General features: G+C 59.5%; 21 protein-coding genes. All 21 read right to left on the reverse strand.

The annotated features are described in order from the left end of the window. Positions 1-4: 4 nt before the first annotated feature. Entirely contained in the window at positions 5-1,024 is a 1,020-nt protein-coding gene (gene fliG, locus ACVWYU_RS13770) for a flagellar motor switch protein FliG (RefSeq protein ID WP_007983391.1), read from the reverse strand. Beyond that, entirely contained in the window at positions 1,017-2,804 is a 1,788-nt protein-coding gene (gene fliF, locus ACVWYU_RS13775) for a flagellar basal-body MS-ring/collar protein FliF (RefSeq protein WP_090324285.1), read from the reverse strand. The genes fliG and fliF overlap by 8 nt, the downstream gene beginning before the upstream one ends. 15 nt (positions 2,805-2,819) lie before the next feature. Beyond that, positions 2,820-3,149 (reverse strand): flagellar hook-basal body complex protein FliE, encoded by a 330-nt coding sequence (fliE, locus tag ACVWYU_RS13780; RefSeq protein WP_248914789.1) that lies wholly within the window; start codon positions 3,147-3,149, stop codon positions 2,820-2,822. A gap of 258 nt (positions 3,150-3,407) precedes the next feature. After that, positions 3,408-4,799: a sigma-54-dependent response regulator transcription factor FleR gene (gene fleR / locus ACVWYU_RS13785; RefSeq protein ID WP_457372901.1), complete on the reverse strand. Its 1,392-nt coding sequence runs from the start codon at positions 4,797-4,799 to the stop codon at positions 3,408-3,410. Between the two features lie 5 nt (positions 4,800-4,804). Then, complete coding sequence (locus ACVWYU_RS13790; protein WP_457372902.1) at positions 4,805-6,022, reverse strand: sensor histidine kinase; 1,218 nt, start codon at positions 6,020-6,022, stop codon at positions 4,805-4,807. 128 nt (positions 6,023-6,150) lie between these two features. Beyond that, positions 6,151-7,626, reverse strand: coding sequence for a sigma-54 dependent transcriptional regulator (locus ACVWYU_RS13795; RefSeq protein WP_090324293.1), 1,476 nt, complete (start codon positions 7,624-7,626; stop codon positions 6,151-6,153). 173 nt (positions 7,627-7,799) lie between these two features. Continuing rightward, positions 7,800-8,096, reverse strand: coding sequence for a flagellar protein FliT (locus tag ACVWYU_RS13800; protein WP_457372903.1), 297 nt, complete (start codon positions 8,094-8,096; stop codon positions 7,800-7,802). Positions 8,097-8,106: 10 nt separating this feature from the next. Beyond that, a complete protein-coding gene (gene fliS, locus ACVWYU_RS13805) occupies positions 8,107-8,502 on the reverse strand; it encodes a flagellar export chaperone FliS (protein WP_390956955.1) in 396 nt (131 codons plus the stop codon). A gap of 129 nt (positions 8,503-8,631) precedes the next feature. Further along, entirely contained in the window at positions 8,632-10,068 is a 1,437-nt protein-coding gene (fliD, locus tag ACVWYU_RS13810; RefSeq protein WP_390956956.1) for a flagellar filament capping protein FliD, read from the reverse strand. A gap of 83 nt (positions 10,069-10,151) precedes the next feature. After that, positions 10,152-10,505 (reverse strand): flagellar protein FlaG, encoded by a 354-nt coding sequence (locus ACVWYU_RS13815; RefSeq protein ID WP_390956957.1) that lies wholly within the window; start codon positions 10,503-10,505, stop codon positions 10,152-10,154. Positions 10,506-10,577: 72 nt separating this feature from the next. After that, positions 10,578-11,429, reverse strand: a complete 852-nt coding sequence (locus ACVWYU_RS13820) for a flagellin domain-containing protein (protein WP_390956958.1) — start codon at positions 11,427-11,429, stop codon at positions 10,578-10,580. A 242-nt stretch (positions 11,430-11,671) separates the two neighbouring features. Then, positions 11,672-11,938, reverse strand: a complete 267-nt coding sequence (locus tag ACVWYU_RS13825) for a hypothetical protein (RefSeq protein ID WP_390956959.1) — start codon at positions 11,936-11,938, stop codon at positions 11,672-11,674. Further along, positions 11,935-13,224, reverse strand: coding sequence for a motility associated factor glycosyltransferase family protein (locus ACVWYU_RS13830; RefSeq protein ID WP_457372904.1), 1,290 nt, complete (start codon positions 13,222-13,224; stop codon positions 11,935-11,937). Before ACVWYU_RS13830 ends, ACVWYU_RS13825 begins: the two co-directional genes overlap by 4 nt. 93 nt (positions 13,225-13,317) lie before the next feature. Continuing rightward, positions 13,318-14,244, reverse strand: coding sequence for a ketoacyl-ACP synthase III (locus ACVWYU_RS13835; RefSeq protein WP_090324307.1), 927 nt, complete (start codon positions 14,242-14,244; stop codon positions 13,318-13,320). 229 nt (positions 14,245-14,473) lie between these two features. Then, on the reverse strand, positions 14,474-15,526 hold the full coding sequence (gene pseI, locus ACVWYU_RS13840; RefSeq protein ID WP_390956961.1) for a pseudaminic acid synthase: 1,053 nt from the start codon (positions 15,524-15,526) through the stop codon (positions 14,474-14,476). Then, positions 15,519-17,024 carry a UDP-2,4-diacetamido-2,4,6-trideoxy-beta-L-altropyranose hydrolase gene (gene pseG, locus ACVWYU_RS13845; RefSeq protein ID WP_457372905.1) on the reverse strand — a complete coding sequence of 502 codons (1,506 nt, stop codon included), beginning with the start codon at positions 17,022-17,024 and terminating at the stop codon, positions 15,519-15,521. The genes pseI and pseG overlap by 8 nt, the downstream gene beginning before the upstream one ends. Next, positions 17,021-17,728 (reverse strand): pseudaminic acid cytidylyltransferase, encoded by a 708-nt coding sequence (pseF, locus tag ACVWYU_RS13850; RefSeq protein WP_390956963.1) that lies wholly within the window; start codon positions 17,726-17,728, stop codon positions 17,021-17,023. The genes pseG and pseF overlap by 4 nt, the downstream gene beginning before the upstream one ends. Beyond that, positions 17,725-18,345: a pseudaminic acid biosynthesis-associated methylase gene (locus ACVWYU_RS13855; RefSeq protein WP_390956964.1), complete on the reverse strand. Its 621-nt coding sequence runs from the start codon at positions 18,343-18,345 to the stop codon at positions 17,725-17,727. Before ACVWYU_RS13855 ends, pseF begins: the two co-directional genes overlap by 4 nt. 31 nt (positions 18,346-18,376) lie before the next feature. Further along, positions 18,377-19,534 (reverse strand): UDP-4-amino-4,6-dideoxy-N-acetyl-beta-L-altrosamine transaminase, encoded by a 1,158-nt coding sequence (gene pseC, locus ACVWYU_RS13860; protein ID WP_457372906.1) that lies wholly within the window; start codon positions 19,532-19,534, stop codon positions 18,377-18,379. Further along, on the reverse strand, positions 19,531-20,532 hold the full coding sequence (gene pseB / locus ACVWYU_RS13865) for a UDP-N-acetylglucosamine 4,6-dehydratase (inverting) (RefSeq protein WP_090324317.1): 1,002 nt from the start codon (positions 20,530-20,532) through the stop codon (positions 19,531-19,533). Before pseB ends, pseC begins: the two co-directional genes overlap by 4 nt. A gap of 29 nt (positions 20,533-20,561) precedes the next feature. Then, positions 20,562-23,489, reverse strand: a complete 2,928-nt coding sequence (locus tag ACVWYU_RS13870) for a TIGR00180 family glycosyltransferase (RefSeq protein ID WP_457372907.1) — start codon at positions 23,487-23,489, stop codon at positions 20,562-20,564. Positions 23,490-23,537: the final 48 nt, after the last annotated feature.

Here is a 23,537-nt window from a genome sequence, read left to right on the forward strand (position 1 = left end):
GGTGTTAGATCATTTCCTCGCCGCCCTTGCCGCCGAGAACGATTTCCCCGGCTTCGGCCATACGGCGGGCGATGGTGAGGATTTCCTTCTGCGCGGTTTCCACGTCGCTGACGCGCACCGGGCCCTTGGCCTCGAGGTCGTCGCGCAACAGTTCGGCCGCACGCTTGGACATGTTCTTGAAGATCTTTTCCTTGACGCCTTCGTCCGAGCCTTTGAGGGCCAGTACCAGCACGTCGGAGGACACTTCGCGCAGCAATGCCTGGATACCGCGGTCGTCGACATCGGCCAGGTTGTTGAACACGAACATGAGGTCTTCGATCTGACCGGACAGGTCTTCGTCGACTTCGCGGATCGAGTCCATCAACTGACCTTCGATCGAGCTGTCGAGGAAGTTCATGATGTCCGCGGCGCGCTTGATGCCGCCCAGGGTGGTGCGCGAAGCATTCGAGTTGCCGGAGAACTGCTTCTCGAGAATCTGGTTGAGCTCTTTCAGGGCTGCCGGCTGCACGGTATTCAGCGAGGAAACCCGCAGAATGATGTCCAGTCGCACCTTGTGGTCGAAGTTGCCGAGCACTTCACCGGCCTGATCCGGGTCGAGGTACGCCACCACGATTGCCTGGATCTGCGGGTGCTCGTAGCGGATCACGTCGGCGACGGCGCGCGGTTCCATCCACTTCAGGCTGTCGAGGCCACTGGTGTTGCCGCCCAGCAGGATCCGGTCGATCAGGCCGTTGGCCTTGTCTTCGCCCAGGGCCTGGGTGAGCATTTTGCGCACGTAGTCGTCGGAGCCGACGCCCAGGCTGGTCTGGTCGCCGACGATGTCGACGAACTCGCTCATCACCTGCTCGACTTGCTCTCGGTGCACGTTACCCATCTGCGCCATCGCCACGCCAACACGCTGGACCTCCTTGGGCCCCATGTGGCGCAGCACCTGGGCCGCATCGGTAGAACCCAGGGACAGCAGCAGGATCGCGGCTTTGTCGACCTTGGACAGCTTGGCGGCAACGGCTCGGTTATCACTCATCTGCGTTAATCCACTCTTTCACGACCTGGGCCACACGACCCGGATCTTCTGCCACCAGACTCTTGATTGCGTTCAACTGTGCGTCATAGCCTTCGCTCGGGCTCGGCAACAGGATGCTGGTCGGGCCACCGAGGCTGACGCGGTCGTTGGCCAGTTCGCCGTCCAGGCCGCCCATGCCACCCAACTCGACGTCGCTGCCGATGCCGGCCAGCTGCTTGCCTTTGCCACCACCGGTGATGTTGTTGAGCACCGGACGCAGCACACCGAAGACCAGCACCAGGATGAACAGGACGCCCAGCACTTGCTTGACGATGTCCCAGAACCACGGCTGGGAGTAGAACGGAATATCGGCAATCACTTCACCGCGCTCGGCGGAGAACGGCATGTTGATCACGCTGACGCTGTCGCCACGGCTGGCGTCGAAACCGACGGCGTCCTGCACCAGACGCGTGAAGCGCGCCAATTCGTCGGCGCTCCACGGCGCACGGGTGGTTTCACCGTTGGCCGGGTTGATCTTGACCTGGTCATCCACCACCACCGACACCGACAGGCGATTCAAACGGCCCTGCTGCTGCTTGGTGTGGCTGATGGAACGGTCGAGCTCAAAGTTCTTGGTGGATTGTTGACGCTTGTCCGCCGGGTACGGTGCCAGCATCGGCTGGCCGGTGGCCGGGTCCATGACTTGCTGACCGTTGGCATCGAGCAATGGCTGGCCTGGCTGCACCATGCCGGCCGACGCAGTGGCGCCACCGGTGGTTTGCGGCGCCGAGGCCGGCGATGGCGGCTGGTTGCTCAGGGCACCCGGCACGCCTTGCGGGCCATTGCTGGCGGTACGTTGTTCGTTGACCGACTGTTCGCTGCGCAACGCCGGCTGGTCCGGGTTGAACTGCTCGGAGGTCGATTCGACGGCGCTGAAATCGACATCGGCCGAGACTTCGGCCTTGTAGCGATCATTGCCCAGTACCGGTTGCAGGATGTTATGCACGCGCTGGGTGAGCATGCTTTCCATGCGACGGCTGTAGTCGAACTGCTTGCCGGCCATGGTCAGTTCGGAGTTCTCCGCCTGATCGGACAGCAGGTTGCCTTTCTGGTCGACGACGGTGATCTGCGACTTGCTCAGCTCGGGAACGCTGGTCGCCACCAGGTTGATGATGGCCACGACCTGACCCGGCTCCAGGGAGCGACCGGAGTAAAGCTCGACCAGAACCGAGGCACTTGGCTTGCGCTCGTCGCGCACGAACACCGAGCTTTTTGGAATCGCCAGGTGCACGCGGGCACCCTTGACGTTGTTCAGGCTGGAGATGGTCCGCGCCAGCTCGCCTTCGAGGCCGCGACGGTAGCGGGTCGCTTCCATGAACTGGCTGGTGCCCAGCCCCTGCTCTTTATCGAGGATTTCAAAACCGATATTGCCATCGCTGGGAGTGACACCAGCGGCCGCGAGCTTGAGCCGCGCACGGGACAGGTCATCGGCCTTGACCAGCAGGGCACCGGAATTGGGTTCAACGGTGTAAGGAATATCGGCGGAGGCCAGGGTATCCATGACCTGTTTCGCATCCATACCGGCAAGACTGCCGTACAACGGCCGGTAGTCCGGTTGCTGGGACCACAACACCACGGCAAAACCAATCGCCACGCTCGCGGCCAGGCCGACCAGCAGGCCGACCTGACGCAGCATGGTCATCTCGGAAAGGTTTTCCAGGAAGGACAAGCCGAACAACGGCGGTTTGCCGTCTACCGGTGTGGCCTTGGCCGGAACATTATCGGCGACTGCTTCTGCCATGACTCAATCTCGTCCTTAAACCGGCATCTGCATGATGTCTTGGTAAGCCTGAACCAGCTTGTTACGCACCTGGGTCAATGCCTGAAAGGACACACTGGCCTTTTGCGAGGAAATCATCACGTCCGTCAGGTCGACGCCGCTCTTGCCGATCTCGAAGGCGTTAGCCAACTGGTTGGACGCCTGTTGGGTGTCGTTCACTTTATTGACGGCCTGACCGAGCATGTCGGAAAAGCTGGTGCCACCCATTTCAGGGACCGCGGCAGTCGACTTCGGCGCAGACATGGCATCCATTTGCATGGCGCGCATATCCAGCATCAACCGATTGAATTCAATACCTTGGCTCATGGTCTCTCTCTTTGACGAACTACGTCGTTAGCGTCCCGCAATTTTTTGACACTCACTCGGCGGGTAGTGAGGTGTTAGCAACAAGGGTGCCAGCTCCGCGACTGCGCCCAATAAAAGCCATCCACGGCCCTGAGCCGAACCTCGTCCTGCAGGAGCGAGGCTGCTCGCGATGAGCGCAAGAGCACCGCGTTTATCCTGAAACCCCGAGTCATCGTTAACGACCATCGCGAGCAGGCTCGCGCCTACACAAGCACGCGTTCAGGTGGCGAACAGACAGGCTTCCACGTCCATTCCCGCATCGCGCATTTGCGCCAACTTGTAGCGCAAGGTACGCGGGCTGATGCCCAGGCGCTCGGCGGCCTCTTTACGTCGGCCACGCTCGGTGCGCAAGGTGTCGATAATCATCTGGAACTCACGGCGACGCAGATCATCGCCAAGCGCCCCGGCAGATTCGGCTTCGACCTCCAAAACCCGAACAGAGGTCGGCACCGACGCCATGGCCGGCAAAGGCGCACAGGCGACCGGGCCGCTCAGGCAGAAATCCTGTGGCTGAATCAAGCCGCCCTGCTGCAGGATCAGCGCACGCTGAATCGCGTTATCCAGCTCACGGACGTTCCCGGGCCACGGGTAACCGACCAGGCAAGCCTGCGCCTCGGGCGACAGTCGCGCCGCGGCATGTTTCATTTTATTGACGTGTTTGGCCAGCAGTCGCTCGGCCAAAGGCAGGATGTCAGCAGCGCGCTCGCGCAGAGGACGCCAGGCCAGCGGAAACACCGACAGGCGATAGTAAAGGTCTTCACGGAATCGCCCCGCCGCCACTTCTGCGGCCAGATCACGGTTGGTGGTCGCGACGACACGAATGTCCAGGGTGATCGGCTTGCGCGCACCGACCCGCTCCACTTCGCGCTCTTGCAACACCCGCAGTAGTTTGGCCTGCAGACCCAGAGGCATTTCGGAAATTTCATCAAGCAGGATGGTGCCGCCATCGGCCTGTTCGAACTTGCCGGCCTGCGCGGCTATGGCACCGGTGAACGAGCCCTTTTCATGACCGAACAGCGTGGCCTCCAGCATGTTGTCCGGGATCGCCGCACAGTTGATCGCAATGAATGGCTGGCTGGCACGATGGGAATGCTGATGAATGTAGCGCGCCAGCACCTCCTTGCCCGTGCCCGACTCACCGGAAATCAACACCGTGGAATCACTGCGGGCAACCCGCGCAGCCAGTTCGAGCAATTGCGCACTGGCCGGTTCGAACGCTACCGGCCCTTCACTCTCGGGGACGCCGAGACTGCCCAGGGCATGGCGGGCGACCAGATCAAGCAAGGCCTTGGGCTCGAACGGCTTGACCAGATAATCCGCAGCGCCCTGACGCATCGCATCGACCGCGCGCTCGACGGCACCATGTGCCGTCATCAGCAACACCGGCAGTTGCGGTTGACGCGTGCGCAGCAAACCGAGCAACTGATGGCCGTCCATGCCCGGCATGTTGACGTCACTGACCACCAGGCTGAACGCCTCGCCCCCAACGGCAACCAGTGCCTCTTCTGCCGAACCGACGGCTTTGTAATCGTGCCCCGCGAGCAACAGCGTGTCGGCCAGCGCCTCGCGTAGCGCGCGGTCGTCCTCGACCAGCAGAACCTTGATACCCATGACGTTTACTCGACTCCCGGGGCACCGGTTTTTTCACCGGAAAAAAGCGGCAGTACCACCTGCGCACACGTGCCGCGCCCCAACCGCGAGCGCAGTTGCAATTCTCCCTGATGAGCACGCGCAACCGCCTTGACCACGGTCAGGCCCAGGCCGGTTCCGGTGGATTTCGTAGTGAAAAACGGCTCCCCCAAACGCGCCAGCACGGCATCATCGATACCGCTGCCGCTATCACTGACACACAGGCGCAACGTGTTTTCACGGGTGTACAGATGAACCTTCAGACGGACATCACCGCCGCTGGCCTGAATGGCGTTTTCGATGAGGTTCAGAATGGCTCCGACCAGGGTGTCGCGACTGCACAGCAACTCGCCGGCATGACTGTCGCACTGCCAGCGGATCGGCAGGCCCTGCACATGGGTCAGCGCCGCCGCTTGCAGCGACTGCATCAGTTGCCTGGGGGTGACCCGATCGGTCAAGGGCAACTCGCCACGGGCAAACACCAACATATCGCGCACTTGATGCTCCAGCTCATGCAGGCGTTCCTTGAGGCGCCCGGCGAACCGTTGCTGTGTCTCGACCGGCAATGCCTGCTCGGTCAAATGACTGGCGTACAGCAACGCGGCAGACAAGGGCGTACGGATCTGATGAGCCAGCGACGCGACCATTCGCCCCAGAGACGACAGACGTTCGTGACGGGCCAGCTGATCTTGCAGATGACGGGTTTCAGTCAGATCGGTAAGCAACACCAATTGACCGGGCTCCGCATCCAGCGAGCGCGTGGCAATCGACAAACGCCGGCCATCCTTGAGGGAGACTTCATGACCATCGTCCTCGCGGGGCGCAAAGCACCGTGCAATGACATGGCGCCACAGCTCGCCCTCAAGGGGCAGCCCGAGCAGTTCGCAGGCCGCGGGATTGGCTTCGCGCACGATGCCCTGGGCGTCAATGACGATGACGCCGCCAGGCAAGAGATCCAGGAGGTTTTGCAGGCGGTTGGCCAGGCGTTCCTTTTCCGCCAGCTCCTGCATGCGCTGGGCACTGACCACCGCCAGCTCACCCTTGAGTTCAGTGACCCGGGCTTCGAGCATGCTGTAGGAATCGGTCAACTGGCTCGACATCTGGTTGAACAGGGCAAAAGCCTCTTCAAGACCCTGCCGGCTTGCCTGCTCTACCGACGACGGTTGCCCCAGGGCTTGGCCAAAAGCATCTGAGACAGGAGACATCTGGGCGGCTTGGGGCATCGTGCTCTCTCGCGTGGCTGACCGTCAGTGAAACGGAACGTTGCGAGGGACTTAGCAATACCCGTGCCTAAAAAAAACCGCCCATAAATGAAGGACTTGAAAAACAGGCGTCAATCATCCGCCTGTTCATCACCCTCACGACGACTCATGCCGTACTTGCGCATCTTCTCCACCAGGGTGGTGCGACGGATACGCAGGCGCTCGGCAGCGCGCGCCACAATACCGTTGGCATCATCCAGGGCCTGCTGAATCAAGCCTTGCTCCAGACCGCCTAGGTAGTCCTTCAGGTCCAGGCCTTCCGGCGGCAGCATGGCGTTGGCGCTGAAGTCCGGAGTGTGGCCGTTGATGGCCACCCGCTCTTCCAGATCGGTGCGCAGGCTGTCGACCAGTTGCTCGTCTTCGTCATCGACGTAGCGGAATTTTTTCGGTAACTCGACCACACCGATCACACCGTACGGATGCATGATCGCCATGCGCTCCACCAGGTTCGCCAGCTCGCGGACGTTACCTGGCCAGCCATGACGGCACAGCGACATGATTGCCGCCGAGTTGAATCGGATCGAACCGCGCTTTTCGTGCTCCATGCGCGAGATCAATTCGTTCATCAACAGCGGGATGTCTTCGACACGTTCGCGTAGCGGCGCCATCTCGATCGGGAACACATTCAGGCGGTAATACAGGTCTTCGCGAAAGGTGCCGATCTCGATCATGCTTTCGAGATTCTTGTGGGTCGCAGCAATGATGCGCACATCGACGCTCTGGGTCTTGTTGCTGCCCACACGCTCGAAGGTGCGCTCCTGCAAAACGCGCAGCAATTTGACCTGCATCGGCAACGGCATGTCGCCGATTTCGTCGAGGAACAGGGTGCCGCCGTTGGCCAGCTCGAAACGCCCGGCACGGCTGGTGATCGCGCCGGTGAAGGCGCCCTTCTCATGACCGAACAATTCGCTTTCCAGCAGCTCTGCAGGGATCGCCCCGCAGTTGACCGGCACGAATGGTGCCTCACGGCGCTTGGAGTGGTAATGCAGGTTGCGCGCAACCACTTCCTTGCCCGTCCCCGACTCACCGAGGATCAGCACGCTGGCATCGGTATCGGCGACTTGCTGCATCATCTGACGGACGTGTTGAATCGCCCGGCTGGTGCCGACAAGGCTACGGAAAAGATTGGGCTCGCGATGACGACCGCGCTCACGGGCCTGGTCGTACATCTCGCGATAGACCTGGGCACGGTGCAGGGAGTCGAGCAGCTTGCTGTAGCTGGGTGGCATTTCGAGGGTCGAAAGCACTCTGCGACGCTGGTCTTCAGGCAGATCAATCGAAGAATTATCGCCCATCAGCAAAACCGGAAGGAACTCATCCCAGTTCGAGAGTGTCTTTAACAAGCCCACCAGTGCACCAGGAGCATTGACCGTCCCGATGAGGACACAGATTACTTCACGACTTGACGACAAAGAGCCGACAGCCTGCTGCCAGTCGTGGCTACCGCAGGGTAAATTTTCTTCGCCCAGAAAATTTAAAATCACCGCCAGGTCGCGGCGGCGGACGCTATCGTCATCAATCAGCAGAATTTTGGTTTCACGCCACATGCAATAGCAACTTCCCTAGTCAACTCAATGCCCAAAATGCTGGGGCAAGCTAAACGCTTGCAGGCAGGTCATGCCTGAAGACGACTGAAATCTGGAACCAGCCACTAGTTAAGTCAAAAAACCGTGCACAGTCAAATTTATGGCGCACTATGTTTGGATTAACCGAGGATTAATTAACCAAACAGATGGTAAACCTTTGCCGCGTTCCGCGCTTGCTGGATCTGAGACATTTCGTCGACTATCGCCTGCCTCTCCCCCATCGCCACCTCAAGTAACTGCTTGTAGACATACAGCAGCTCTTCGAGATTGCTGCGAAGCACCTCCTCGTCCAGCGAAGCCTCACTCAAGACGTCTTCCATGCAGGAACGGCAATCCAGGTCCAATTGACCGATAGCCTCCCAGTTGCGCTCGGCAAGCGCATCAACCAGCGCTTCACGCGTGTGTTCAATTCGCTGCAACACAAGACTCATGGCGATCTCCCTAGAACTGCGGACCTGGCGTAGCAATACCGTCCCAGCCTTCTTTCACCGTACGAAGCAACCCGGCAACCTCATCGAGGATCTTCAGATCGTTGCTGATGTTCGCCTCTGCCAGACGCTTCATCATGTAGATGTAGAGACTGTCGAGTTCGCCCACCGCATCGGCGCAGCTTTCAAGATCCAGGCCTTCACGCAGGCCGCCAATGATGCCGATGGCCTTGCTGATGGACACGCACTTGCCGGGAATATCCTTGCGCTCGATGGCGCCTTTGGCCTGAGCAATTCGATCCAGGCCACCTTCCATGAGCATTTGCACCAAACGATGCGGACTCGCTTCGGACGCCTGGGCATGCGCGCCCACTTTCTGATATTGCCGAAGGGCTAACATTGGATTCATGTTCTACCTCATTACCACACTGACTCGTATGACCAGTGTATCGCCCGAGAGTCAGAAAACTTTAGTTCAAAAGACAAAAACCCGGCGCACGCCAAAAGGCGTAGCCGGGTTTTTGTCGTCAGCTCATGACTAGCCGTTGGATTTCTGCGCGTTCAACGAAGTGAAGAACGAGGTGATGCTGCTCGCCGTCGCCTTCATTTGCCCGACCAGCAGGTCCATGGCGTTGTATTTGGCGGTCAGCGTCGCCGTCATGTTGGTGACTCGCAAATCCAGCGCAGCCTGCTGATCGGAGAGGGTCTTGCTCACGGTTTGCAGGTTGGAGTTGCGCTGATCGAGCAAGCCACCGGTCTGAACGTACGGCGTGATTGCCTTGCCCATGCGCGCCAGCAGGCCATTGGTGGCGTCGGTTCCGCTGAATAACTGCTGCACCTGACCACTCATGCCGCTGGTGGACATCGTCTTGTTGAACGCAGTGGTATCGAACGCCAGGTTGCCGGTGTTCTGGTCCGTCATTACGCCGATCTGCGACAACACAGCCAACGGGCCGCCCGCCCCGGGAGCAGTCAACACGCCGCGGATATCGGAGATCAACGCACGTGGCATCGAGTCACCGGTAAACGCCGCCTGAACCGTGAGCTTGCCATCTTTGTCCGCTGTTGCCTTTGACAGACTGTTGATGGTGTTCATCAGGGTGTTGTAGGAATCGACGAACGACTGGATCGATGTTTGCAGACCGGTGGAGTTGGTCCCCACCGTGACAGTCGCCGCAGCCGGAGGAGTGCCGGTGCTCACGGACGCCAGGTTCAGGGTCAAACCGCTGATGGCGCCCGTCACCGTGTTGCTCTTGCTGGTCACTGCCAGACCATCGATGCTCAGCGATGCATCCGTGGCAATCCCGTTGACAGCCCCGGAAGCGGAGGCCGAAGGATTAGCCCCCATCGGCTGAGTGCCATCGATTGCAAGACCCGCAATACCGCTGACAACAAGATCCGAGCCCGCGCCGGTCTTGCTGGAGCTGATCACCAGACGCGACGAACCGCTGCTGTCGGTCACGATGTTGGCGGAAATACCGTTGCTCGCCTGCGCCGAGTTGATCGCATCCCGCGTTGACTGCAAGGTCGCATTGGCAGGAATCGTGACATTGTAATCAGTGCCATTCTGACTGATTTTCAGGGTACCACTCGGAATGGCACTGGCCGCTCCGCCGGCAAAAGAAGCACTGGCTACTTTCGAACCGGTGGCCAGGCTGTTCACGACAACACTGTAGGTACCGGCAACGGCTGTGTTGTCAGAGGTCGCAGTAAGGATCGACGGAGTACCCGAAGTCGCCGTAAAGCCGGCAAACGCAGGATTGGTCGTGCTGCCAAGATTGGTCAGTGCGGTCTGGAAAGCCGTCAGTGCGCTTTTCAATGATCCCACGCCGGAAATCTTCAGCGTGTTGGACTTGGTCTGAGTGTCGATCTGCGTCTGCTTGGCCGCCTTGTCGGAGTTGACCAGTGCCGTGACGATCGAACCAATGTCCAGGCCAGAACCCAGGCCCGTACCCGGTAAAATTGGACTTGCCATGTTTTGTCTCCCTTCAAGTTGCAGCCAGTCTTTTGACCCTTACCGGCGCCCAAAGATCGTACAAACATTATTCGTGCCAGCTATCAGGCTTTGGCGTCGAACAATACGTGACTGGCATTGTTCAAGCTATCTGCCAGCTTCAGCGCTTCTGCGGAGGGGATCTGCCGAACGACCTCGCCCGTCTCGCTTGCAATCACCTTGACGACGACCTTTCCGGATTGCTCGTCTATCGAGAACTCCAGATTGCGCTTGATCGACTGGACAAACTTTTCGATCTCCTGCACGGCCTGTTTCAGCTTGGTGTCATTCGCATCCTGTTTTTTATCCACCACCGGAGCAACATCGGCGGCCACAGGCTTTTCTGGCTGCTTATCCGAAACGGCACTCGCTGACTGGGGAGCCGGATAAGACACGTTAAGCTTTACGCTCATATCCATGTCCATCACCTCTTAACGTAAAAAGCGAGAGAGCGTGACCAGCACACCCTCCCGCTTAAACTCATTCCGAAATTACTGAAGCAGTTTCAGTACAGCGGAAGGCAGTTGGTTGGCTTGAGCCAGAACCGAAGTGGAAGCCTGTTGCAGAGTTTGCTGCTTGGTCAGGTTCGCGGTTTCTGCGGCGAAGTCGGTGTCTTGTACACGACCCTGTGCTGCAGTGGTGTTTTCCACGATGTTCTGCAGGTTGGAGATGGTGCTGGTCAGACGGTTTTGCGAAGCACCCAGGTTTGCGCGAGTGGCGTTGATGTTTGCAATTGCAGCGTCGATCGCAGTGATCGCGTTGTCGATGTTCGCAGACAGAGTGGCAGAAGTCGCACCGGTCAGAACAACAGTACCACTGCCTACGGACAGGGAAACGGCGTCGAACTTGGAGCTCAGTACCAGGTCGATACGGTTGGCCGAACCGGTGTTGGCGCCGACTTGCAGCTGTACAGTACCAGCCGAACCGTCCAGCAGGTTTTTGCCGTTCAGGTTGGTGGAAGCCGAGATACGGGTCAATTCGTCAGACATCTGAGCGAATTCGGAGTTGGTAGCAGTCTGGTCAGCAGTACCGTTGGTGCCGTTACGTGCTTTAACAGCCAGTTCACGCATACGCTGCAGAATGTCGGTCGATGCTTGCAGAGCGCCTTCAGCGGTCTGGGCAACGGAGATACCGTCGTTGGCGTTCTGGATTGCCTGGTTACCACCACGGATCTGCGAAGTCATGCGAGTAGCGATCTGCAGGCCAGCTGCGTCGTCTTTGGCGCTGTTGATTTTCAGGCCGGAAGACAGGCGCTGCATCGAAGTCGACAGAGCGTCGGAAGCACGGTTCAGGTTCTTCTGAACGTTCAACGACGTGGTGTTGGTGTTTACTGTTAAAGCCATGACGAATTCCTCGTTGGTTGGGTACTGCGGCTTCCGGCCCTGGCAACCGCCGGGTATGGCCTAGAGAACCTTCGTAATAGTTATCGTCGGGTTGGCAGGTTGCTTGAGGGCTTTTTTAAAAAAAATTGCCATCACCCTGCCACCCCCGAGAAAACAAGGGCTTAGCGCCCCTCAACCGCAAAAAAATGACGCCATAAAATCAACCCTGACGCAAACCCGCGCGCCAGCGCGGTCGGCCCGGCTCAAGACGGAACGGATTCCAGCAGCTCCAACAACTCGTACTCCAGGAAGTCGGCAAGCCCCAACCAATCCTGACGCTCCTGACAGGCCAGCATTTGAGTCAACACGCAGGTCCATGCCTGCTGAACATCCTGAGACGCGGTCAACACCAATGCCTGCGCCTCATCGATCACATCGACCATGGTCAACGCCGCTTCGACATCTCGTCCCAAACGGAACATTTGGGCGCACTGACGGCATTCATTGAGGCATTTCAACCTGGCATTCATTGCGCGAAATCCGTATTGAACTGTGTCCCGGCAATCATTGCCCCGGCCCGACTGCTGTTAAGGAAACGCACCTGTGGATGCCCGGCGATATAGCGCTCGAGCACGCACAGGTAACTGCGGAAATTCAGCTGTGTCCTGACACGCTCACCCTGCCCGTCCAACACCCAGTGCCGCGCCTGACTGACCGCCGGCCCAAGGTCACCGTCATTCCAGCCGGCATGGGTCTTGTTCATCGGAAAGGCGAAGTCAGCGCCGAACAAGGTAATGCGCGCAGCACCCATTTTTACCGCCAGGTCGACCGCCGGGTGGATCACGCTGCCGCCTACATGCAACTGTCCCCGTGGGTACTGCTGACGCAACTGCGCATAAATAGGGCTGGGGGAATAACCGCCATAGCGTTTGCCCCTCCAGGCCTTCAGCACCTGCGGGTCGCTCATGGGCATGTAGACCAGCGGGATACCGTCGGACTCTTCGAAGGGCAAATGCCGAAAACTGATGCGCTGGTCGATGCTCACCACAAGATCCGGTGCGATCCCGTTTTCGCGCAAGGGTCGATACGCCGTATCGACACAAATGAAGAGGGGACGCTCGGCTTGCCTGCGCACCTCCGCCAGCCGCTGAAAATGCCCTTCGAGCGTCGGCCCGGTACCGATCACATAGATTTCCCGACCGGCACAGGTGCCAAACAATTGCGCCACGTCCGCGTCGGTGAGCAACACATCAAGGCAATCCTGCAGGCGCTGCCGAATGAACGGTGACTGCGGATCGAACTCGCGATTGTTGAAGCTCAGATGCACTTCGCTGACCAGTCGATCACGGATCTTCGCGTTGAAGTCATCCGCCAGCAGCATTTCAGCCGGCAATGCAAAAAACGGCGTGCAGATGTCCGGCAGGTCGCCGGCAAACAATAGCTCTACTCGCGGATGTTCAAGCCATTGCTGGTGATCAAGCAGTTGCAGCACCAGCTTGAACAGCGCGCCATTGAGGATGTGAACATACAACTTCTCGAGCCCTGGACGCTCCAGCAACACGCGAGGCAGATCCCCGAGTCCAGTGCCGTAGACGTGCAGCCGGGGCTTGTCGAGAGGCAGGCTGGCTGCCTGGATACGGGCTTCGTGAAGACGATCATGTCGACTGGTGAGCTGGATGCCATCCACACTGAGTGTCGAGTCCATGCCTTTGAGCAGCTCGACCGGGACCTCGCCGTCCTCCATCAACAGTCGCGAATACAGCGCCGGCCAGCGTCGCTGTATCACTTGAGCATTGTCTTCAAACCATTCGCTCATGCAGCCTCGCATTCCTTTAAAGCAAAAAAAGCGTCCAAGGTTACCCCTTGAACGCTTTTTTTGTATCGGTCTTTTTTATGAAAAGACTTTCACTCAGGAACGATAGATGATCGCCGAACCCCAGGATAGCCCCACACCAAAACCGCTCAGCGCCACGCGTTTCCAGCTCGAATCAAGAACGTGCTTCTCCAGGAGCAACGGAATGCTCGATGACACGGTATTACCGGTCTCGACCATGTCCTTGATGAACTTCTCCGGCTCGCCTTCGAAGCGTCGCGCCACCGCATCGACGATCGCCGCACTGCCCTGGTGAATACAGAAAGCATCGATATCGTCCGCCGAGAGACTCGATTCAGCGAGCAATTCATGCAAATGCGCCGGAACCTTGAGCAGTGCGAAGTTGAACACCTGACGACCGTTCATGAAGAACACCCCGTCAGTCACCTTCAAGTGCGGCGCACCGGCGCCATCGGTACCGAACTTGGCCTTGCCCAGCGCCCAGACCGGGTCCTCGCCCATCCAGGTGGCGGTAGCCGCGTCACCAAACAGCATGGTGGTGTTGCGGTCTTCCGGGTCGACGATTTTCGAATACGGGTCGGCGGTGATCAACAGGCCATTCTTCAGGCCAGCGGCTTCCATGAAGCCCTTGATCGCATAAATGCCGTAGACATAACCGGAACAGCCCAGGGAAATATCGAACGCCGCCACGGTCGTCGGCAGGCCCAGCTTGTCCTGGACGATGGCAGCCGTGTGGGGCAGACCTTCTTCGTCACCGTTCTGGGTAACGACGATCAGCGCATCAATGGATTCGCGTTTCAGATCAGGGTTGCTGGCAAACAGCGCATTGGCCGCTTCAACGCACAGATCGGATGTTTCCTGTTCAGCGCCTTTGCGCGGCAGGAAGGCCGAACCGATCTTGCCCAGGATGAACTCTTCATCCTTATCGAATTTTGCACCTTGTGCGTAATTGTCCACGCCGGCTACAGGAACGTAGCTCGCAATGCTTTTTATGCCAATCATTACGGCTTCCCAATAATAAACAGCCCAATACCACCGCTCGCAAGGATTCGAGGGGCGCCGACAAACAGAGAAAAACGTCACCCCGAGGCGGCGACAACGGGAAGAATAAAAAGGCAATCACTGGGCCAGTCAGACCCCAGGCGCCACCTTCCCGGTTAATACAATACAGTGAAGATGCGCGTTATGACTCGCAGGTCACGCTATTTTGCCGAATCAGACCCGCGACAGGTTATTCGACCAACGACCAATCCAGCGCTGTTCCACGCTTGATCGCCCCACGGGCGCGGCGCCCCAGAAGACTTTCAGCGTGTTTGGGGGCGAGTCCCAGGCCCGGACGAATGGCCCGCAGATTGGCGGTGCTGAAGGGTTCGCCGGCGGTCATGTCCTGAGTCACATAGAGCGAACGGCGGTACACCAGGGACTTGCGCTCGGCCTCGGTCACGCCGTAATGCACCTGCCCCATGGACTGCCAGGCCCGCTCGGTTTCGACTACCAGACTGGCCAGTTCCGCGGGTTCCAGAGAGAAGCTGGCGTCCACACCACCCGCCGAACGGTCGAGGGTGAAATGTTTTTCCACCACCGTAGCCCCCAGCGCCACCGCCGCGACGGACACCCCGACACCCATGGAATGGTCCGACAAACCCACTTCACAGCCAAACAGTTCGCGCAGATGGGGAATCGTTCGCACATTGCTGTTGGCGGGCGTCGCCGGATAGGTGCTGGTGCACTTGAGCAGCACCAGATCCTTGCAACCGGCCTCCCGGGCGGCGCGTACGGATTCATCGAGCTCGGCAATGCTGGCCATGCCTGTGGAAATGATCAACGGCTTGCCAGTGGCGGCCACCCGTCGAATCAGCGGCAAGTCGGTGTTTTCGAAACTGGCGATTTTGTAGGCCGGCACGTCGAGGCTTTCGAGGAAGTCCACCGCTGTCTCATCGAAAGGGGTCGAGAATGCCAGCATGCCCAGCTCCCTGGCCCGGGCAAAGATCGGCGCGTGCCATTCCCATGGCGTATGCGCCTTCTCATACAGCGCGTACAACGAGGAACCCGCCCAGAGGCTGTTGGGGTCCTTGATGAAGAACTCACCTTCGGATAAATCCAGCGTCATGGTCTCGGCGGTGTAGGTTTGCAGCTTCAACGCATGAGCACCGGCCCTGGCAGCGGCTTCGACAATCCGCAGGGCCAGTTCAAGCGACTGGTTATGGTTGCCACTCATCTCGGCAATGATGAATGGCGGCGCTTCGGCACCGATCAGGCGCTCGCCAATCTTGAAACTAGTCATTTCTGTGATCCTTCAATACGCGAGTGAACGCGCAAGCGCTCTGGGTGAAACCGGCTTCGCGAAAAACCTTCAATGAAGGCTGGTTGCCCGGCATTACGGTTGCGTTGAGCGACTCCAGTTGCGGCCAATGGGCCATCGCAAAGGCTTCACCCCGCGCCAGCAGCGCCCTGCCCCAGCCCAGGCCGAGCCGGTCTTCGAACAGGTAAATCGACACTTCGGCGGCAAAGCCGCGCAGGTCATAACGCAACACGCCGACCGGCCCGTCATCGGCCTCGGCGATCAGCAACAGCCGCCGGGCGTTGCTCAGGCTTGCGGTCAGCCAGTTCTGATGCGCGGACCATTCGATCACACCGCTCTCCAGCGACCAGCGCCGCACCGGCTCGGCATTGCGCCCATCGAACAACAATTGTGCATCAGCCATGGTTGCCCGGCGCACGCTCAACACAGCGCCCGCCAGCGCCGCCGCCACTCGCTGTGCGCCACGACCGTCGACCAGCTGACGCGATCGTGCCGCCATGCTCTGGCGCAGGCCCTGATTGTCCGCGACAAAACCGATGGCCAGGCGCAATTGCTCGACGCTGACCTGCTCGCGGGCACCCATGAACACATGCGCACCCGCAGCCGCCATCACCTCGCCATTGGCCTGCTGATTGTTTGACACCGCAATGCTGATCGTTGGCAGCCCCAGGGCCGCTCGCTCCCAACTGGTACCACCGCCAGCGCCAATGAACAGGTCCGCTTCAGTCATCAACCGGTAAAAGTCGCTGACAAACGCATGCAAACGCCAGAGCGGACGACCTGCCGCCAGGGCCTGCATCTGCGTCCAGGCCGGGTTATCGGCACCGGCCACAAAATCGACTTCCAACTCATGGAAATCCATCAGCGCCAGCATCGCGTGATGAGTCTGCATCGCCGCGTCGAACCCGCCGAAATTCACCAGTACGCGTCTGGCTCTCGGTTTGATCTCGATCGGCGGACAGCAGAACTCCTCGCGCAGCAGGGCAAATCGTGGGCCGAGCAAAGTCCGGCAGCCGGGCGCCAGCAGCGATGCGTAAGCCTCAGCTGTACCTGAGAGGTTCTGGTTCAGCAGCAGGTCGACGCTGTAGGTTCGGCTGGACAGGTCGTCCAGCGCGGCGATCCGTGGCGCCCAGCGGCGGGCGGCGGTCTGCCAGTGATGATCCAGGCCGTAGTGATCGACGATGACCCAGTCGAACGCCGAATGGCTTTGCAGCACCTGCCCCAGCGCGGCAATGTCCGCCTGCCACGGCAACATGGATTCGATGGCCTGCTGCAGATCTTCACCCTCATAACGCTCGGGAAGCGCAAAGGTTTCGAAGCCCTCGGCCCGCAACGCATCCAGGCGATGCCCCGGCAACAGACGACAGGCAAAGGCCACATGGCTGCCCTGCCCGCGCAACACCCTGGCCAGGGTCAGGCAGCGGGCGATGTGTCCGCTGCCAATGGTGGGCGAAGCGTCGGCACGGATCAGCACTCTCATTGCAGCTCCCCTCCCGCCTTCAGAGCGGCGTAGAGGTATTCGGCGCGCTTCCAGTCTTCAGGCGTGTCGATGTCCTGCACCAGATAGCGCGGCAGGATGACCGGCAAGCTTGCCGGTGAATACAGCACCTCACCGTTCAACCAGGCCTTGCTGCGTCCCCAATAGAACTGGCCGGCGTCTTGATATGCCGCTGGCAAATCCTGTGAGCGAGTTTCGCGAAACTCAGGGTAAAGCGCAGTCAGCGCCCCCTGATCGTCAACGGTCAGGGCTCGCTGAACGGGAAAGCCGAAATCGCACACCGAGAATGCGAAGGACCTGTCCGGATGCTGTTCCAGCAACTGCAGCCCTTGCTTGAGAAATCGCGCCTGCAGCAGCGGCGCGGTGGCGTAAATGCAACAGGCGTAATCGAACTGCTGACCTTGCTCGCGCAGGGCTTGCAGCGCATGGGCAATTACCGCGGCGGTGCCGGTGAAGTCGTCGGCCAGCGCTGCCGGGCGCATGAACGGCACTTGGGCGCCTGCCGAACGCGCCAGTTCGGCGATTGCTGGATCATCGGTGCTGACCACCACCTGGGAGAACAACCCCGAATCAATGGCGGTCCGAATCGAGCGGACAATCATCGGCACGCCATCGAACAGCTTGAGATTCTTGCGCGGTATACGTTTGCTGCCACCGCGAGCCGGAATGATGGCGACGCTGTTCAAGGGCGTTTTTCCAGAAGAAACCAGGTGATGTCGTCGACCGGGAATTGCCGATCGCGGTGGTAGCCAAATCCGTAATCGAGCAACTGCAGGTCGTCGTAGCGATCGAGCATTTCACCGGCAAAATCACGCTTGAACAGCTTGCCGCTGTTGCCGCGATACGAGACTTCAACCGGCGAAGGATTGTAGTACTCCGCGATCAGTATGTAGCGCTGGCTCAGCTCATACAGCTGCGCATAGGCGGCTGGCAACAGCTCTGGAGCGAGATGAATCAGCACGCCTTTACTCAGGGTCAGGTCGAAGCTGCGCTCACGCGGAAAATCAAACAGCGAGCCGTGCCAGATCTGCCCGATGCCCAGCGTTCGGGCCTGGGCGCAGGCACTGGCGTTGATCTCGACGCCGAACAATTCGCATTGCGGCAACAACTGGTGCAAGGCCTGCAAGTTGTTCCCGGCATTGGTACCCAGCTCCAACAGACTTTCAATACGCCCGGCTCGCGTCAACGCCTTGGCAAACAAGGCCAGGTTGGCCGCCACCAATGGTTGCCCGACGTTACGTTCGACGTACTGGTTGCCGAAGTCGCCTTGCCAGAATTTTTCCTGCTCGGTCAGTTCACGCATCGCACATTTTCCATCAGCCGCTCTGCGGCAGTTATTCAGTCAGCCGTCGCAGTTGCTCGACCACATAATCCTGCTGCTCATCGCTGAGCAACGGAAACAGCGGCAGGCTGATGGCTTCGGCGTAGTAGCGTTCGGCTTGCGGGAAGTCACCCTCGGCGAATCCCAGTTGGCGATAGTACGGCTGCAAATGCACGGGAATGTAGTGCAGGTTCACACCGACCCCGGCGGCCCGCAACCCTTCGAATACTTGACGATGACTGAGCTTGATTCGGTCGAGTTGCAGGCGCACCACGTACAGATGCCACGCCGATTCAGCGTCCGCCTGCGCACCAGGCAAGGTCAGCGGCAAGTGCGCCAGCAAGCGCTGATAACGTGCTGCCAGCTCACGCCGACGCACGACAAACTCATCGAGCTTGCCCAACTGCGACAACCCCAGCGCCGCTTGCAGATCAGTGAGGCGATAGTTGAAACCCAGTTCCACCTGTTGGTAGTACCAGGGCCCGTGGCTCGGCTCGGTCATCTGCGCAGGATCCCGGGTCATGCCATGGCTGCGCAAGCGTTGCAGGCGCTCGGCGAGGTCCGGGCGGTTGGTCAGGACCATGCCGCCCTCGGCGCTGGTTATGATTTTCACCGGATGGAAGCTGAACACCGTCATTGCCGCGAACTCGCCACAGCCCACCGGACGACCGGCGTAGGACGCGCCGACCGCATGGGACGCATCTTCGATGACCGTAAAGCCATAACGCTCGGCCAACCCGGCAATCCTGCGCATGTCGCAGCTCTGCCCGGAGAACGCCACGGCCACCAGCACTTTCGGCAACGTGCCGTCACGCTCGGCCTGGGCAAGCCTGGCGGCCAATACCTCGGCGTCGAGGTTCCAGGTCTGGGGATCGATATCGACAAAATCCACTGCGGCGCCGCAATAGCGACCACAGTTGGCCGAAGCCAGGAAGGTGTTGGGCGTCGTCCACAACCGATCACCCGGCCCCAGGCCAGCGGCCAGGCAAGCGATGTGCAGGGCGGCCGTGGCGTTGCACACCGCGACGGCAAAATCAGCCTGGCAGCGTTCGGCCATCGCCCGTTCGAAACGCTCGATGGCCGGCCCCTGGGTCAGCCAGTCGGACTGCAAGACCTCGACCACCGCATCGATGTCCCCCTGATCAAGGCTTTGCCGACCATAGGGAATCATGCCGACAACCGAGCGTGCAGATCTGCAATTTGCCCCACCGACAGGAAGTGCGGGTTGGTGTCAGAGCGGTACTCGAAATCTTCGCCTACCGGTTTCCCCCGCTCGCCCAGCTTATCCACGGCGAAATCCACATCGACGCTGGTGAAGCGGATCGATGGCTGGATCGTGTAGTGATCGGCGAACTCCAGGGTCATGCGCGCATCGTCCACCGGCACCATCAACTCGTGGAGCTTCTCGCCGGGGCGAATCCCCACATGTTTATGCGGCAAGTGCTCAGCCATGCCCAAGGCCAGGTCGACAATGCGTATCGACGGAATCTTCGGCACAAACACTTCGCCGCCATGCATGCGCGCGAAGCTGTCGAGCACGAACTGCACACCGTGATCGAGGGTGATCCAGAACCGGGTCATGCGCTCATCGGTGATTGGCAGCTCCTTGGCGCCCTCGTTGATCAGCTTGCTGAAGAACGGCACCACCGAGCCACGGGAACCGGCCACGTTACCGTAGCGAACCACGGCAAAACGGGTCTGCTGTTCGCCAGCGATGTTGTTGGCGGCGACGAACAGCTTGTCCGACAGCAGCTTGGTCGCGCCATACAAGTTGATCGGGCTGGCCGCCTTGTCCGTGGACAACGCGACGACTTGCTTCACGCCGTTGTCGATGGCAGCGGCGATGATGTTTTCCGCACCGTTGACGTTGGTGCGGATGCATTCTGTCGGGTTGTACTCGGCCGCCGGCACTTGCTTCAACGCTGCGGCATGCACCACATAATCGATACCGCGCATGGCCTGACGCAAACGCTCGGCATCGCGCACATCGCCAAGGAAGTAACGCATGCACGGCGCGTTGAATGTTTGCTGCATCTCGTACTGCTTGAGTTCGTCCCGAGAAAACACCACCACTCGCTTGGGCTGGTATTGCTCCAGCAAGCGGCGGATGAAGTTGCGACCGAACGACCCGGTGCCGCCTGAGATGAAAATCGATTTACCGTTGAACATGCCTGAATCCTTATACCTGTCCGCCAGGCTTATGCGAGCAACTGAGCCCAGTCCACCGGGGCGCTTTCACCCAGGGAGAACCCTTTGCCGCTCAAGGCCAGATTGGCGTTGTAGGCCTGATCCTGCGTAAAGGCAGCAGCCCATTTTTCACGCAGCACATCCAGGGCGTTCGGCGCCTGCGGCATTTCACCCTGATGAATGACCTGAACCAGTGGCGTCCAGACGGTGAGGTAGCCCGCCTGGCCTGCCTTGAGGCACAGATCGACATCGCTGAAACCTTCAGCGAAGGTCGAGCTGTCCAGACCACCCAGGTCGGTGAACAACGCTTTACCGATCATCAGGCAAACCTTCGACACGGCCGAATAGTTCTGCTCCAGAGCCAGCCTGTGCATGTAGCCATCGGCATCGTGCTTCTCACCGACAAAGGCCGAGCCAACCCCACCGTTCATGCCCAGAATCAGGCCGGCCTGGGTGACCTTGCCATCACGGTCGATCAACTTGGGACCGACCACCCCGACTTCCGGACGCTGGGCGTGATTGAGCAGCGACTCAAGCCAGTTCGGGTTGACCACTTCACTGTCGGCGGCCAGCAGCACCAGGTATTCGCCCCGGGCCTGCTGACTGGCGGCGTTGTACAGCGCGGGAACGCTCATGAGCTTGTCAGTACGCAGAATGCTGACTTTCGGATGCTGATAAGTGCCGAGCCAGTCGTTGACCTCAGCCGACTGATTCTGATTGACCGCAACAATGACTTCATACTGGTTGTAGCGGGTACGCAGCAATACGCCTTGCAGGCAGTGTTGCAAGGCCGGCAGATCGTCACCGGCGGGCAAGACGATCGAAACCAGCGGGCGCTCGGTGTGACGGTAGTCGATCTGATAAGTGCCAGGCTGCGCCGAAGTGATCTTGGCCTTGTAGCCACGATTGCCCAGGTGGCGCATTAACGCCAGGCGCTCATCGGCGTTTTCTTCCAGTACCGGTGCGCGGGCAATCAGCAGCGGCTCGTCCAGGTGGGCCAGCCCGTTCAGGCCGCCCTGCTCGATGATACGCAGCAACAAATCAAACTCCAGGGCCTTGCTGAAATCGGCCTGGTAGCCACCGACTTCCATGAATACATCACGACGCACCAACCAGTGACGCGCCATCAAGGCCGGCAGGCTTTGCAGCAGATCAAGATTGAAGCCAGGGCGGAACACGTCCACCAGCGCGCCTTCGGCGGTGCGCTGGATTTCGTCGGTGGCGACTGCACGGCAGTCCGCAGCGCCCAGCAATTCCAGGCCGGCACGCAACAGGCCACCGGCGGTGAATTCGTCACCCGCCTCAGCCAGCAGCAGCCAGTCACAAGGCGACTGACGAGCACTCTGGTTCAGCTTGTCGACATAGTTGCTTTGAGTGACCCGGACGAAGTGCAAGGTGTTCTGCGCCGTGGTGGCCGCCGGTGCTTCACCCGTGGTGAACACGACAATTTTGAATGCCTTGCTGTGACCTTCAAGCAGGCTGTCGAGGCTGACTTGCAGTTTTTCGATATCGTTATCCAGATCCAGCAGGAAGATCCCGAACTGTGGACCACCGTCGTTGGCCGCCAGGTGGCGGGCAATCGATTCGGCCTCTTGTGCATCGGGCTGACGAGGTTCAAGCCACTTGAGCAATCGACCGGACAGTGTTTTGTCGAATGTCGCACGATTGCCCTCGATCGACACCGCCTCAAGACGCGCGGCCCAGTCACGCAGGGTCTGCGCCTCTTCGTCGTCACCCAGCAGTTCCAATTGAGCCGCCAGATGCTTGATCACCGTGCGGTTGAACACGTTGATGTCGTGAGCCTGCCACAAACGATCGACCACACTTTCCGGCGTGTCGTTGTTACGCGCCAGCATCAGATTCTGCTGACGGGTCCATACACCCTCCAGGCCACTGAGTTGAACCCGCCCGGCCGGCATGGCGTGCAACAGGAATTCGAAATGGGTCAATTGATCGAAAAACGCCTGATTGTAGAACGGCATTTCGACGTACTGCCTGGGGCCGAAGCGGCGCTGGGGGCCTGACGCGATATTCGTCCAGCCAGACTGGAATATCAGCTCGGTCGTCAATGCCCGCCCGGTGCGCAAGCTATCGGCCAGGGCCTCAAAGCTCTGCAACGCGAATTGCTTGCCTTGCTCGGGGTCCTGCGCTTGAACTTGAGTCGGCAGCCCGGCGAGAAAAGTCGCATAGGTTTCACGCTCGGCGACTGACTTGGCGTCGTTATGAACCAGTGTGTGAAAGATCTCGGTATTGTGCTCGGAGTACCCGTAATTCATCTCGCGCACGACATACGGGATCGGCAGAATCCGCGCCTTGGCTCGCGCCAGCATGTAATACGTGTGGCCGATTTCCTGCCATTGGAAGGACGCGTCATGAGGGAGGGCTGCAAACCAGTCCTGTACCAGTTCGGTGCGCTGTACCGCATAGAAAGGCGGGAGGTACTGGTGCATGTATTCCAGTACACGATCCTGGGCCAACTCGGCCGAATAGTCTTCGCAGACCTTCTTGTCACGACGGTAGTAATTGACGCTATTGGGCAGTGCCAGGTACATCAGGCTGTAACCCTGGCACAGGCCGTAGTCGGGATTGGCATCCATGAAGGCAACGGCTTCGCGCAGGGCGTCATGCACATGGAAGTCATCGTCAGCGGCGAACACCATGAATGGCGTGGTCAATTGTTCCACGCCATAGGCCAGCTTGGCCCGAACGCCCCAGTACCCGTACTGCGGCACATGCTGGTAATCCACATTCGCAAACTGCCCGGCCATGTCTGCTGGCTGGGCTTGAGCCGAAGAGTCCAGCACCAGAATCCTGCAAGGCAAGTCGCTGTAAAAACGTACTGCCCTGCGCAAAAATGCCGGACGTTCGTGAGACATCAGCACCACGGTCAATTGTTCGTGAAGTGCCGCACCGTGTTCAGAACTGTTTTTGCCTTGCATAAATTTCCCCACAACCGGCCATTAGCCGAAAAACCCAACGATGTCTTG

The organism is Pseudomonas sp. TE12234 (assembly GCF_054061835.1).